Genomic DNA, 15,528 nt, shown 5'->3' with positions numbered 1-15,528 from the left:
ATCTTTACCCCATCACACAATACTTGATATGCATATGAAGTACATGGATTCTTTTTAACCGGACAAAAGCCCCACATCAAATGAATTATATCGCCAAACAACATACTCAGAAAGTTCAGAAGTCCAAAACACAATTAAAAACGGGCTTATCCAAATTGATGACCTATTTGCAAAGTATTTAAAACCATAATAAATAGATATCATGAGAAAATTATATTATCTTTCCCTCTTACTATTCTGCTCTGTCTGCTGTTTCGCACAGCAACAAAATATTCCCATCCCTAAGCCTCATCAATTAAAATGGCACGAAGCTGAAATGGGAGCTGTATTTCATTACGACTTACATGTATTCGATGGCATTCGCTATGGACAAGGCAATAACCGCATTAATCCTATCGAAGATTATAACATCTTTAATCCTACCGAACTGAATACCGACCAATGGGTGCAAGCAGCCAAAGCTGCCGGATGCAAATTCGCTGTAATAACTGCGACTCATGAAACGGGCTTCGGACTTTGGCAAAGCAATGTTAATCCTTACTGCCTAAAGGCGGTCAAGTGGCGCGATGGTAAAGGGGATATTGTACGCGACTTCGTTAATTCCTGTCGCAAATATGGTCTGCAACCGGGTATTTATGTAGGTATTCGATGGAATTCTTTATTAGGTATTCATAATTTCAAAGCGGAAGGAGAAGGAGAATTTGCCCGCAACCGTCAGGCATGGTATAAACGACTTTGTGAAAAGATGGTGACGGAACTTTGCACCCGATATGGTGACCTATATATGATATGGTTTGATGGTGGAGCCGATGACCCACGCGAGGATGGCCCCGATGTAGAACCTATCGTAAACAAATATCAGCCGAATTGCCTTTTTTATCATAATATTGACCGTGCCGATTTCCGCTGGGGTGGTTCGGAAACGGGTACGGTAGAATATCCATGTTGGTCTACTTTCCCTGTTCCCTGTTCACATCACAAACGCATTGAAAGCAATATCGACCAATTGGAATTGTTGAAGCATGGAGATAAGGAGGGGAAGTATTGGGTTCCTGCTATGGCAGACACACCACTGCGAGGGGCAAACGGTCGCCATGAATGGTTTTGGGAACCGGATGATGAAAACAATATCTACCCGTTAGATGTAATGATGGATAAGTATGAAAAGTCGGTGGGACGAAATGCAACTCTTATCCTCGGACTGACTCCCGACCCTACCGGATTGATTCCTGTTGGAGACGCAGAACGATTGAAAGAAATGGGTGACGAAATCAACCATCGTTTCTCTACCCCGATAGTTACTACTTCGGGAAAGAAGAAAAGCCTCACATTGAAATTAGGTCATAAGCAACGAGTAAACTACTGTATTATTCAAGAAAACATCAAAAACGGAGAACGCATCCGGCAATATAAAATAGAAGCTAAAGTAAACGGAAAGTGGCAGACTATCTGTAACGGAGAATCCGTAGGACATAAACGCATAGAGAAGTTCAATCCTGTAGATACGGACGCATTGAGACTGACTATAACCGAATCTATTGCATTGCCGGACATTATTAATTTCAGCGCATATTCTATAAACTGAAAAAGTTTTAAGAATAGAACAGTCAAGAATACATAACGATAACACCAAATAACTACCCTCATGAATAAAAAGACATTATTCCCCCTCGCATTTGTGCCGCTCGCAGCAACCAGTCTGCAAGCACAAAGCAATATCCAAACAGAACGTGCGGACAAGCGTCCGAATATCATTCTCTTTATGGTAGACGATATGGGATGGCAAGACACCTCACTCCCATTTTGGACGCAAAAGACACATTACAACGAATTGTACGAAACTCCCAACATGGAACGGTTGGCGAAACAAGGGATGATGTTCACCCAAGCGTATGCCAGCAGTATCAGCTCCCCTACCCGATGCAGCCTTATCACAGGAACCAATGCCGCACGTCACCGGGTAACTAACTGGACGCTGCAAAAGAATACAATGACCGACCGCAAAGATAGTACCCTGGCTGTTCCCGACTGGAATTACAATGGAGTGAGCCAGGTGCCCGGCACTAACAATACTTTTGTAGGAACTTCTTTCGTGGAACTGCTAAAGAACAGCGGTTATCATACTATCCATTGCGGGAAAGCTCATTTCGGAGCCATAGATACTCCGGGAGAAGACCCGCATCATTGGGGATTCGAGGTAAATATTGCCGGACATGCCGCCGGCGGACTTGCCAGTTACCTGGGCGAAGAGAACTACGGACATACCAAAGACGGGAAACCAATATCACTGATGGCTGTTCCCGGATTAGAAAAATATTGGGGAACGGAAACGTTTGTAACCGAAGCGTTGACTTTGGAAGCCGTCAAAGCATTGGATAAAGCGAAAAAGTATAATCAGCCTTTCTATCTGTATATGTCACAATATGCCATCCATGTTCCCCTGAACAAGGATATGCGCTTCTATGAGAAGTACAAGAAGAAAGGGATGACAGACCATGAAGCTGCCTATGCCACGCTAATTGAAGGTATGGATAAAAGTCTGGGTGATTTAATGAACTGGGTAGAAAAGAACGGAGAAGCCGATAACACAATCATCATCTTTATGAGCGATAACGGCGGACTCGCTTCCGAATCCTACTGGCGTGACGGAAAGTTGCACACACAAAACCATCCGTTGAACAGCGGTAAAGGTTCTACTTACGAAGGCGGTATCCGCGAACCGATGATAGTCAGTTGGCCGGGAGTAGTCGCTCCGGGAAGCAAATGCAATAACTACTTGCTGATAGAGGACTTCTACCCTACTATTCTTGAAATGGCAGGTGTCAAAAACTACAAAACAGTGCAACCGATAGACGGCGTGAGCTTCCTACCTTTACTGAAACAAACGGGAAATCCATCCAAAGGACGCAGTCTCTTTTGGAATATGCCCAATAATTGGGGAAATGACGGGCCGGGCATCAACTTCAACTGTGCAGTGCGCAATGGAGACTGGAAATTGGTTTATTATTATGGCACCGGGAAGAAAGAACTGTTCAACATCCCGGATGATATAGGCGAAAGCAACGACCTTAGCGCACAACATCCGGACATTGTAAAAAGGTTATCTAAAGAACTAGGTAACTATTTGAGAAAAGTAGACGCACAGCGTCCGACTGTCAAAGCAACTGGAAAGCCTTGTCCATGGCCAGATGAAATCAATTAACTCTATCGCATAGACTCATCGGAACATAATCGGAATATAACCGGAGCATAATCGGAACATAAAGTGTGGCGGGAAGTGTGGAATAATTCTACACTTCCCGCCACACTTTCCACACATTCCCCATTGCTTTCTACACATGGCCATTATTCATCATTACTATTACCATCCTATTTATCAACCATTTACAAATATATTATTTTTTTTGGCACGCACTTTGACCTTTATTAGGAGTTAATGTAAAAGTAACAACCGATTCCTTAACACAAGAGAGAATTGAAAACATATGTCTAATTATCATTAAAGCAAATGATTATGAAAAAATTAGTATTAGTAGTAGCAATGTTTATGTTTGTTTGTGGTGGTTCATTCCTTGTAAAGGCTCAGAACTCTGCAGAAGCTGTGACAGCCCGGACAGAAGTTAATGCAGCACTTATCGTTAACGATACAGTAGTAAAAGATACTGTAACTAAAGACGAGCCTGTGAAAACAGAACTGTGCGCACCAACCGCTTTTGTCAATGATACAGTAGTCAAAGACACTGCATCCAAAGACAAACCGGCTGAGCCTGTCAAGGAATAACCTTGCCGACAAGCAGGACATAGTCTGCCGAATAATAGTAAGCACACTACAAAAAAAGCCATCCCCACTTACGTCTATTCCGGGGATGGCTTTTTTATTATCCTATCTTCTTACAATCATTCCGTAGGAGTACTTGTTTCCAATATTGGATCCGCTTTCCAGGTAGAAACCACATTCGCAGCTTCTGCTTCAAAACTCTTGTCCGCCAGGGAAACAAATGTTTTAGTATTACCGTTTCCATTGTTGAACAGCCAGTTGGCAACCAATCCTTCCTTATCTTCATTCAGAATCTTACCACTTTGCGCAGCAATTTGTTCATCAGATAAGGCAGTTGTCCAGATACGGGCATAACTGAGTGCACCATTCAAGCGACGCTTACTGTCGGACTGACCGATAAAGAAGTTTGAAGTTAAGTCGACCTCTTTCAATTTATCCGGTTCACCGCTTGAAAGTTGGAGAGTTTCTCTGATACCGTTCACATACATTGCAATCCGGTCGCTGCCACTCTTACTATCATCCAATACCACAGCGACATCATACCACTGGTTAGTCTCTATTTTCGTTGAACCTTCATAACGGATACTTCCCTTATCATCTGCCGACAACTGAAGGAAACGTTCCTCATCATTGCTGCCACCCTTATGGATATCCACACGCAAGAGGAATTTCTTCTCTACTCCCATCACCGTATTGATGCGTGCATCGCCGCTTCCATTCAATGATTCCATATTGAAACGAGCTTCAAACGTAATTGTATTCAGACTTTTCAATGACTCGTCTGCGACACCATTATAGGTAAACGGCACTTTGAAATAATTACTGCTGCCTAAATTCGCCACCTTATCCGCCAGTACAACCGTCACCGTCAAAGGTAACTCTTGTTCTGCCTGGTCTCTCACATATACCGTAGTCACTCCGGCTTTCTTACCAATCAGGTTGAAGCGGGTATCATCCACCTGCTGTATATCCACAATCGAATTATCTTCGGCAGTCAGGCTATAGCCGCCATTCCCCTTCTCTACGGTAATCATCATCTTATTATTCACGCCGACTCTCGGAGTCAAGTTGGATACATCAATGGAAATAGGACTTACAGTCACCTGAACCGTAGCTTGCTTTCCCTTATGGTCAGTGAAAGTCACCGCTGTATGCCCGCTCTTCAGTCCCGTCAATGTATAGAAAGGACGGAACACATCGGTATTGACCATGCTGGCAACCGTTTCATCTTCCACCACATAAGACAGTTCATCATTGCTGGAGAAATTTCCCATACTGACAATCAACTGTTTTTCATCCCCTACTTCCAGCGTTACCTGCGATTCATTCACTTCCAGTGCGAAAACACCTACATTGACAGAGATATTGGCAACTACTCCCTCGCCATCCATCACTTCTATGGTAGTGGCTCCGTTCTGCGAGCCACTTTTCACCGTAATCAATTCACCGGAAACCGCAGCCGTCGCGATAGCCGTATTGAAACTTCTCACCGAATAGTTTCCGTTTCCAACCACCACACTCACTTTGGCTTCCTCATTCTGCCCGATACGTACCACCGGTTTATTCACTATCAACTCTATCAGGTCTTGAGCTACATCGTCATCATCATCGTCATCACAACCGGCAACGGCAAACGACAACACCGATAAAAGCAACAGACACATATATGTATAGATTCGTTTCATCTGATTTTCTTTTTAAAGTTATACATTCCTATCGGTTTACCATCCGGGATTTTGTTCAATAGACGGCGTCTTCTGCAATTCGCTCTGACGAATCGGGAACAGATAATGCTGGATGGAGAACGTGCGTTCTTCCACACAGAAACGTTCCATTCTGTACTTCACACCATCCACCGTGATAGAGCCATTCTCATCCTGTACCGGGCGCATACCGTTAATCATTCTCTGACAACGGGGTAATGCTCCGTAATTAGCCGCCCAGTACTTCTGCGTACGCTTTGAGTTATCGCTGCCACTGGATTTCCAAAGACTTTCTTTCGCCAGTTCCTCCTTGCTTGTCGGTTCCAGATACAAACGGCAAGTCCAGGGACGTTTTCCCTCATAGAAGAGTTCTACACGGCGTTCGCGATGGATATATTCACGCATCAACTGTTGGTTGGTCTTTACTTCCGGCGGCATCGGTTTCATAAACGAACGTTCGCGGACAGTATTCACCAGTTTGTAAGCCTCATCCAAATCCTCTCCCAATTCATTGCAAGCTTCCGCATAGATATAGATAAATTCGGGCAGACGCCAGATAGCGGGCGCATTGATACTGAAATTACCTGATTTGTTCCAGGATTCCTGCTGAATTTTACGCAAATAATATCCGGTAGTCGTTGCATTGGTCGCGCCAATCTTATCCGACCCGCTAGCGGTGTTCATTGTTTTCGATTCATTCTTATTGTTGCGATAAGGAGCTCCATGATAAATTATATCCCGATAGAAGCGCGGGTCGCGAGTTCCTTTCACATACGGATTGGTATCGTCATAGCCACCTTTGCGTGCTTCTGCCGAATAAACCGGATAACCGTAATCACCTACAATATACTCATATTCGTCCACTTGCTCCTGCACAGGCTGCTGACGGGAACTACCTTCACGACTAGGCGGATAAATGTCGCCCTGCCATGCCTGGTCTTTACTTTTCGTCATGAAGAATACACATTCATTGGCAAATGCATCCATATCATAGAACATATCCCACAAGCGGGCATATACACGACTGTCGTTCAAGTTTCCGTCTGCCGGGTCTTTGAAATCACTTGCATCATGTTTCATATAAAGAGAATAACGCTTCGTACCGCCGACCTCAAAGTCCAGCACAGCCTTAGCCGCTTCCTTCGCCTTTCGCCAACGATTTATATCATACGCATATTCACCCTCAAACACACGGCGCAAGTTGTAACCATATTGGGTAGCCCCATTCCACAACGGAGTTGCCGCCACCCAGCGAACAAAGGAAATCAATCCCAGACAAGCACCTTTATCTACACGGCCGAAGTTTTCCGAAGTTTTCACATATTTATTAGGCACCATGCCATACGCAACCTGCGCATCCGCAACAATCTTTTCCACCATTGAATGAACAGATTCCTTCTTGAAATCCATATTGTCTCCGGCATGAATCACATAGTCGATATAAGGAGCTTCTCCATACATACGCACCAGCAACATATGGAAATAAGCACGCATAAAGTACATCTCCCCGATACGGTTGCGCAAGTCACCGTCCTGCTGGGGATTATCGGGCGTATTATACTTCTGAACATTCTCTATAATGAGGTTTGCCTTACGGATTCCTTCATAGAGAGCTTCCCAATATTGCCCTACGCTACCCGGCAGGGAGTTCGGATTCCAGGCACCGTTATTGAAGTTGTTCGTAATATTCCCTTCCACATTCGTACCTTCACATTCGTCTGTGATGGCGCTGTTGCTGAAGTGTTCGAAGAATACCAGCGGACGGTCCGCCTTCTTGGCATTGGCATATACATCCGATACCAGTCCGTTCACTTTCTCGTAACGGGCAAACACATCTGCTTCCGTAATGTTGTCATCATCATCCCGGTCGAGGTAATCACTGCACGAAGCAAGAGACAACGTCAGGACCGATAAAGCGATTGCTGAAAATCTATATAACTGTTTCATGTTTCTATACTGTTTTTAGAATGTAATATCAATACCGAAGTTGAATACCTTTTGAATCGGATACCAGGAAGCACCGTCACCGGATTTCGTTTCCGGGTCAATGTCCACATCACCCAGTTTGTCGAAGGTCAGGAGATTCAAGCCCTGTACATAGATACGTGCCTGCTGTACATGGAATTTACGCAACCATTTCGGCGATACGTTGTAACCGACTTCCACATTCTTCAGACGAAGATAGGAAGCGTCATACAGGAACAGGCTACTGTTTCCATTCTTATTGTTATCATGCGTTCCGTAGTGCAATGCCGGATATTTTGCCGTAGAAGCCGTTTCCGGTGTCCAACGGTCCAGGTGCATCTTCTTCACACGACCGATTTTGTCCTGTTCGAACTGCGGGAAATCAAATACCGCGGCTCCGTTCAACAGGATAGAACTCTTGGTAGCTCCCTGCAATAACACACTGAAGTCAAAGTTCTTATACTGGAATCCGAAAGGAATACCGAACATCAGTTCCGGACTACGCGGATTTCCCATTGTTGTGCGGTCTTCGTCATCAATCACACCGTTACGGTCCAAATCCTTGTAAACCGCATCACCCGGAATTAGTTGTCCCCACGGTTGATAACCAATCTTATTCAGACGGTCGGCTTCTTCCTGGTCCGCCACAAAGTGGTCGAATACATAGACAAAGTTCTCATACAGACGCTTGCCGGTCTCTTTACGCCACGAGTTCTTGCGGGCTACTTCCGCCTTATATTCCAAGCGGTTGCGTGAGAAAGTCAGGTTCGGACGGATATAGTAGCGGAAATGTCTTCCTATCTTGTCATTCCAACTCAATTCGATGTCCACACCACGGTTGCTAACCTCACCTAAATTCTGCAAAGCCGCATCCTTACCTACGATGTCCGGGTATCCCATGATACCGTCACTGTTCATATTTGTGATAATATCGAAGCGATATTCATAGAAAGCATCGACAGTCAGAGCCAAACGCTGATTGAAAGTAGTAAAGTCAATACCGACATTCAGTTTGCGGGCTTTTTCCCAAGTCAGGCTCTCATTAGCCAGGTTTCCTTCGGAAGTACCGCCTACGCTCGTTCCGAAATTATTGCCGAAACTGTAACTGCTGCCACCACCGTAGAAAGCTAGGTAAGGGAAACGGCTGCTGACATTGTCACTACCTACCAAACCATAAGAAGCTCTCACTTTCAGGAAATCAATCCAGGAAGCCTTCTTCATAAAAGATTCTTCAGACACCACCCAACCGATAGAACCTGCGGGAAAGAATCCGTAACGTTTGCCCGGAGCGAAATTCTCGGAACCATTGTAACCGAAGTTAAATTCCATCAGGTACTTCTGGTTATAGTAATAAGCAAAACGTCCGGTGATACCCTGGCTATGATAAGCCAACTCGTTGTTGACAGTACGGTTGCCACGGTTTGCCAACAACATGGCGGTCAATTCGTGACGGTCTTTGAATAGACGGTTATAGTCCACACGTGCCTGTATATACGTACGTCCGTCGGAAGCATTATGACTGAAACCGTTGCCGATAGTCTGGTCGATGTCGTACTTGTTACCTGTCTTGTAGGCACCCGTATAGTGTCCGCCCGCCATATAGGCATCCGAACCTTCAATCGGCATAAACGTTGCATACATCGGATATTCACGGTAGCCGTCCTTGTAAGTATCCAGTTTACGATTAATCCAGCGTCCTTCGGAAGCATCATAAGAGAACATCACTTCCGCTTTCAATCCTTGGGTAAGAAATCCCATATCCAGGTTCATGGCAAAGCTACCATTCAGATAGGTGTTCTTTTCATTCAGATAACCGGTACGGCTCAATTCTCCTAAAATGTTATAGCGGTAGATATTATCACCATAAAGCATACCACGGGAATTCTGCTGAATGTATTCCTCATTCTGCGGATGCGAATTTTCTTCTACCAGGATAGGCAGATACGGAGGTTGCGTGGCACAGATAGTCATCAGTCGTCCGGCAGTCGTACCCGGTGCATTACGGTCGGTAATGCGGGCACCCAGGTCGAGGCGGGTACTTAAATAGCGGTTAATGTTAATGTCGATGTTCGAACGGAAGTTGTAACGGGTGAATTTGGTTTGTGAGTCATATTCACCTGCATCCGCATATTTATAGTTACCGCCTTGCGAGAAATAATTAGCCAACACGTAGTAGCGTACCTTGTCCGTACCACCACGGATAGAAAGACTGACATCTTCCTGCATACCCGGCTTGAAGGCGAAATCATAATAATCCCAGTCATATCCCAGTCCGTCGGAGTTGTCACCTTTCGCACGGCGGAAGTTGTCGATAGCCTGTTGAGAGAATAGGTTCAGGCTGTTGATGTCCGCTCCCGTCATCTTGGCGTCATTCAGTCTTGCTTCATTATATAAGGTGGCATAATCGGCAGAACCCAAGTATTCGGGGAAGCCGATTGGCTGATTGATACCGACAGATGCTTTCAGATTCACAGTTGCTTTTTCGGCGGCCTTACCACGTTTGGTTGTGATAACGATTACACCATTCGCGCCGCGGATACCATAAGCAGCAGTTGCGGAAGCATCTTTCAGGATAGTGAATGTTTCAATTTCATCCGGTGCGAGATAGCTCATGTCTCGTTCGATTCCGTCGACAATGACAATAGCACTCTGATTGCCGTAAGTAGCTTTACCACGGATGAACAATTCACTTTGGTCAACGCCCGGTTCACCACCGGCATACTGGTTGACAATCAAACCCGGCAAACGTCCGGCGAGCGCGTTGTTGATATTGGCGGTAGGGCTTTGCGTCAGGTCTTTCGTTGTGATGGTAGCTACCGAGCCAATCATCGTTTCCTTGCGTTGCTTGGTGTAACCCACTACAACTACTTCCTGCAAAGCTTTTGCGTCTTCCTGCAATAAGATGGTCAGGTCTTTCCTAGCGCCGGGAACGATTTCCTGCGGTTGATAACCGAGGTAAGAGAATACCAGCGGAGCTTCCGCATAAGGCAGTTTAAGCGTAAACTTACCATCCATATCGGTAATCGTTCCTGTATTGGCTACACCTTTCACCACAACAGACACACCAATCAACGGGTCATTTGTCGACTTATCCAATACCGTACCCGATACCGTTATCTTATTGCTTTGCGAAGCCTGTGTCCTTGCAGTTCTGCCTGCTTGTGCCATACTTTGCACAGGGATACCCGCCAGCAGAGCAGAAAAAACAGCCATCAGACAAATATTTCTTTTTATATGTATCATTTTTATTTTCAATTTTCGATGTATAATGAATCAATCTTATTCCCCTGCTTTCTTGCCGAATTCCGGTCCGACCCAGTTGGCTTCTTCAGAAGCTTTTCCCTGCACCCAGTCTTCATAGCGGGCACGAATTTCAATCATGGTCGCTCCGGGAACTTCTGCGTTCAGGGAAATCGTCAGGCGGTCTTCCCTGTTGTCACGGTTGCCGAATGTCGGGGCTTTTGCCCAATCGTATTCCCATACATAATATCCTTCCGGATGCGCCAATGTCCAAAGTACATCGGAACAGCTGCGCAATGCAGCAACAAACTTATTCTTTGTCTTTTCAGGATACAGGCTGTTGGTAGGCTGTTTCACCATATCCAGGAAGTAGCGGACAAAGATGCCGCGGAACAGGAGATTATCCCCCGAATTTCCTTCGCCACTGAATACCGGATAGTTGGAATCCATTTTCTTATTCACCTGATAAGAACCGAAAGCGACAGCGTTACGAAGATATTCATCTTCACCGGTAGCATTGTAAAGTTCCAGGGCAGATGCCATAAATGTTCCCTGATTATAAGACAAAGCCACTTTATCGGGGTCGCCCGGAGTACCGTCGTCTTTGACACTTAGGTTATCATATACCTGTCCCGTAGAAGTATCACACAGATAAGCAGTCATCCAGTTATATACCTCTTTGGCAAAGTTCAGGTAATAAGCCGCTTTGTCTTCCCATCCGTCTTTGGCTTCCATCACTGTCAGTTTATACAGTTTCATAGCCAAAAGACAACCGGGGCCGTTGGAACAAGCCATACGTGAAGCCGGTGCGTCCGTTTTCCACGCCAGGCCGCCTACGCCTTTATAATCATTCTTCGCTCCCTTGATATGGTCCCACATCTTCATTGTGGCACTGTAATAATCCTCATCGCCTGTCAGTTCATACACGCGCAGGCAAGCCAGTGCCATCCACTGCATATCATCATAGAAGTTATTCCAAAAGTCTTTGCCGCCATAGCCGCAATGTTCATTCCAGTCGTCGAAAGCCGGAAGGAATGGTTTCATTATATTTTCGTACAAATCGGCCTGATAAGCAGGGTCATTGGCATGACGTACATAGGAGTCGATAACTATATCCAGCGCATGTCCTTGTGACCATCCGCCACTGCCGCTTGTGCTTGAAGGCTCTCCGGTTTCCGGCGTATTCGGTTTTTCCCAGTAGATGCTTCCGCAGAAGGTATCCCGTCCGCCGGCATTCTCAAAGAAATATTTGATATAGGTTCCTGTACTTTTGTTGGCAGCATCCGTCCAGTTTACATCCGACACATATTCGCCGGACGAACTTCCCTTGTAGATGTCACTCAAATCTCCGTCGTCGCAGGCAGTGAACATGGTTAATGCGGCACCGCTCAGCAACAAAGCCTTTTTTGATAATGATACTATATAGTTCTTCATATTATTATTCAGTTTTAATCTTCATTTGTTTCTGAAAGCACCCAGCGGTGGGTATAAGCTCCAAACTCCGCATTGAAATAAAGGGTGACATCCGTTTTTACCGTTGCATAGAAGACGCTTCCCTGCGCAGCGCCCCACTGAAGCAGTTCGTCGCAATAGCGGAAACTGTAATCCCAGGCGTCCGTGCCCAATGCCAGTTGATATAAGTTATAATAACTGCCATCCGTAGTCAGTGTAGGCTGGCTTTTATCCTTGTCCTTATGTCCCCAACGATAGGTCGTTCCGTTGATTTCCATCTTAAAGCTATGACGGGTTTCGCCACTTCCTGCCCAACTTTCCGTTTGTTTCCGTGCAGTATAGTTCTTCACGCCCCATTTGCCATATCCCAGATAGTCGAAATTCTGACGGTATCCACCCGATTGGTTATATAGATAGACTGCCCCGATTTCATCGTAACTGATGGTCTGTTCGCCCATATTGATGGTAATACGGTAGATGCCCGATTTTGGAACCGTAACTGTATATTCCTCGCCGTCATTGCGTTCACGCAGCACACCGTTGCTGTCTATATAATAGTAGCATTTGCGTCCTTCGATGGTCGACATGAATACAAACGGCTGGTCTGCTTTCAGTTGCGTAAAGGTTTGGTAGATTCCCTCATTCTGACGGAGCATCCGCAAGGCTGCCGATTCGTCTCCATCGTCTTCCGTTCCTATACCGGTGATGTAAACAGGATCTGTTTCCGAAGGCATATCGTCGATGCCGTCCATCATAAAGATTACGAAATATCCTTCCAGGCTGCTGATAGCTTGGTCTAGTCCGCAATAAGCACGGATTTTCCAACGCAATGTTCCGTTCGTGTTGCAACGGAATTTCGCCAGTTTGCCAATCGTATTCGCCTGATAATGCGTCAAAGTGAGTTGAGGCTCCAAGCCGTTATTATCGGAGAAGACAGTTTCTACCGGTTCGGTAAAGTCACCGCCGATAGTGTCTATCAGTACTTCATAGCGATATACAGTATTTCCGTGTTTTTCGGTAGGCGTCCATTTCAGGGTGATGTCCGTCAGCGAAGCACCCGAAAGTACGACACGCTCACCACTAGCCATTGCATCCATGGTACGAACAGGTTCAGGCGGAACAATCGGTTCATAATCGTCGGGGTTAAATCCCGGATTTAAGGTATTGTCACAAGCTGCCAGTCCGATAAGGAAAAACAGCAGGGCAAATTTGATTAGTTTCTTTGTTATCATATTGTTTCTCATATTATTATATTCCTTGTTTTAGTATGAATGAGGACATTCTACCTTTTTATAGCGGTTGGGGAAAGTCACAGCCTTGATGCTCTCATCATTGTTATAAACCACTGCATCCAGTCCTTCGCCTGCCGAACCATAGTTCGGGAAAACGCTGATATCACCAACACCGTTGGAAGGTACCCAGTAGCCTAATAAATCCGCATTTGCCTGAGCTTCTTCCCGACTGTAAAATTTGCACATATCCGCTTTTATCTGCTCTTCGGTACGGGCGGTTTTCCACATACGTGCCTGGGCAACGCCACAATATCCCAAACGATATCTATTATTACCGGAACGGCCAATCATCAATGCGTTATCACCGGATACGGAAGAGAGAACCAAATACGGGTCAGGTCTTACATCGGCATAGTCGCTGCTCGCCGGGGTAAGTTCTTCACGCACTCCATTGATATACATCTTATACGCTTCTTTTGTACTACTTTGAGTGCCGTCGAACACAATAGTAAGATGATACCACTTTCCATTTCCCTGGCGGTCATTACCCATTTTCTGCTGACTGCGGAAACGAGGGTCATTGTATCTGTCGCCACTCAGATTATTAGGGTCTTTGTGTATCTTGGTAGCTATCTCAAAACGAAGGTCGGTATCGCCGGCTGACTCGCAACGGAGCAGGAATACTCCTTCCAAACCGATAAATGATTGTAACGCGCGTGAGTAGGTAGGATAAAATACCATCTCGAAAGTAAGCTGCTGCATATTGTCCAAAGACTGATTCGTCTCCAGGAACTTCTTTATATCAATCTTGAAACAGCGGTCGGCCTCCAGCAAGGCAGCCATCGGCATGACAGTGACCGGTAGTTCCAGGCTCTTTCCGGCAGCATCTGTAATGGTAAGCGTAGTCGTACCCAGCCAGGCTGCTTCCACTTTCAGGCGTCCGTTTTCGTCAATCTCCGCCGATTTCAGGTATTTCTTATTATCGTCCGTCAAGGCTGCCAACTGATAACCACCGTTACCACGGGCAATAGCTACTTCTTCAGAGACTTCAAATCCGTTGATAGTCATTGAAGTGGCATTATCTTCCAGTTTAATCTCATACGGATTCACCGTTACCGCAATCTCCTTTTCCGAACCTTTCTGGTCTGTCACAATCACCTTCACTTCACCTCTTGCTTTCGGCTTCAAGGTAATCAGGTTCTCTTTTTCGGTAGCTTCCACAATCGTAGCTTCCGTAGTCGGCTCGCCGTCTCCCACCTGATAGGTAAAACTATAACCGCCGTTACCTTTCTCAATCGTGATATACTGGGCTTCCGCATCAGGCTCGGAGAAAAGGGCTTCATTGCTTTTCAACGTAAGGTCTACGATGTTCACCACCACAGGAATAACTATCATTTTTCCTTTCTTATCAGTAACCGTAATCTCTACCGGTTCAGCTCCCGTTTCAAACTTGGCAGTTACGGGGAATACCTGACCGGAGAGTTCTCCGACTTCCAGATACTTGTCAGCGCCATCGGGGATGGAAATCTCATAATCACCGTTACCCGTCAGAATCTTCACCAGTCGCTTTTCACCGATAAACAGGTCGAAGCCATCTTCGGGCGAGTCGGCTGTCAAGTCCCACAGTTTGGCTACCTGCACTTGGATTCTAGCCACTTTCTTGCGTCCGTCTACTACTAATACAGTTGTTTCGATGCGGTTATTTTCTTCAAGGTGGCTGTTCTCCTTTGCTTTGATAGTTACTTTATTACCATTGACAGTAGCTGTCGCCACACTTTCGTCAAATGGTTTCACATAATAATCGCCATTACCGGAAGTAATACCTACCGTAATTTCGTCTCCTTGCAGCAGTGTCACCGAACTATTATCGACCACCAAATCAGTCGCCGGTTCCACTTCCTGACTTTCTTTATCATCACTACACGAAACCATAAAAAATGGAAGGGTAATTGCTGACAAGAATAAAAAACTAAGTTTCCTTTTCATTAGATTAAAGATTAATAAATTAATACTTTTCAAGTTCATCTACTTAAATGTTTCGATGAAGCAAAGATAAAATCACTAAACTCTACCAAAAGAAATCTAACTGTACTTTTTTACCTTTTGGCACGGATACTTACCATATTAACACGGAAATTTACTTCTTCTTTTTCTATCT

The 15,528-nt window shown here is 45.3% G+C and carries 9 protein-coding genes; 3 read left to right on the top strand and 6 right to left on the bottom strand.

Features of this window, described 5'->3' with window-relative positions; all coding sequences use genetic code 11:
* The first annotated feature begins 202 nt into the window (after window positions 1-202).
* The 3 genes from HC965_RS16805 (at window position 203) to HC965_RS16795 (ending at window position 3,781) form a co-directional block, all read left to right on the top strand.
* Window positions 203-1,585: an alpha-L-fucosidase gene (locus HC965_RS16805; protein ID WP_191032536.1), complete on the top strand. Its 1,383-nt coding sequence runs from the start codon at window positions 203-205 to the stop codon at window positions 1,583-1,585.
* 60 nt (window positions 1,586-1,645) lie between these two features.
* Window positions 1,646-3,202 (top strand): sulfatase, encoded by a 1,557-nt coding sequence (locus tag HC965_RS16800; protein WP_191032535.1) that lies wholly within the window; start codon window positions 1,646-1,648, stop codon window positions 3,200-3,202.
* A gap of 312 nt (window positions 3,203-3,514) precedes the next feature.
* A complete protein-coding gene (locus HC965_RS16795) occupies window positions 3,515-3,781 on the top strand; it encodes a hypothetical protein (protein ID WP_191032534.1) in 267 nt (88 codons plus the stop codon).
* A 116-nt stretch (window positions 3,782-3,897) separates the two neighbouring features.
* Here the strand turns inward: HC965_RS16795 and HC965_RS16790 are convergent, their stop codons facing one another.
* The 6 genes from HC965_RS16790 to HC965_RS16765 are packed head-to-tail and all read right to left on the bottom strand — an operon-like array spanning window position 3,898 to window position 15,356.
* Entirely contained in the window at window positions 3,898-5,463 is a 1,566-nt protein-coding gene (locus tag HC965_RS16790) for a LamG domain-containing protein (RefSeq protein ID WP_191032533.1), read from the bottom strand.
* Between the two features lie 36 nt (window positions 5,464-5,499).
* Window positions 5,500-7,428: a RagB/SusD family nutrient uptake outer membrane protein gene (locus HC965_RS16785; RefSeq protein WP_191032532.1), complete on the bottom strand. Its 1,929-nt coding sequence runs from the start codon at window positions 7,426-7,428 to the stop codon at window positions 5,500-5,502.
* Window positions 7,429-7,443: 15 nt separating this feature from the next.
* A complete protein-coding gene (locus HC965_RS16780) occupies window positions 7,444-10,689 on the bottom strand; it encodes a TonB-dependent receptor (protein WP_191032531.1) in 3,246 nt (1,081 codons plus the stop codon).
* Window positions 10,690-10,725: 36 nt separating this feature from the next.
* Window positions 10,726-12,120, bottom strand: a complete 1,395-nt coding sequence (locus tag HC965_RS16775) for a glycoside hydrolase family 76 protein (protein WP_191032530.1) — start codon at window positions 12,118-12,120, stop codon at window positions 10,726-10,728.
* A gap of 14 nt (window positions 12,121-12,134) precedes the next feature.
* Window positions 12,135-13,382 (bottom strand): SusE domain-containing protein, encoded by a 1,248-nt coding sequence (locus tag HC965_RS16770; RefSeq protein WP_191032529.1) that lies wholly within the window; start codon window positions 13,380-13,382, stop codon window positions 12,135-12,137.
* 18 nt (window positions 13,383-13,400) lie between these two features.
* Entirely contained in the window at window positions 13,401-15,356 is a 1,956-nt protein-coding gene (locus HC965_RS16765) for a LamG-like jellyroll fold domain-containing protein (RefSeq protein ID WP_191032528.1), read from the bottom strand.
* Window positions 15,357-15,528 lie beyond the last annotated feature (172 nt).

The organism is Bacteroides sp. GM023, assembly GCF_014750685.1.
Lineage (GTDB): Bacteria > Bacteroidota > Bacteroidia > Bacteroidales > Bacteroidaceae > Bacteroides.
The sequence above is the reverse complement of the archived record's forward strand: the minus strand, read 5'-3'. Positions and strand labels throughout refer to the sequence as shown.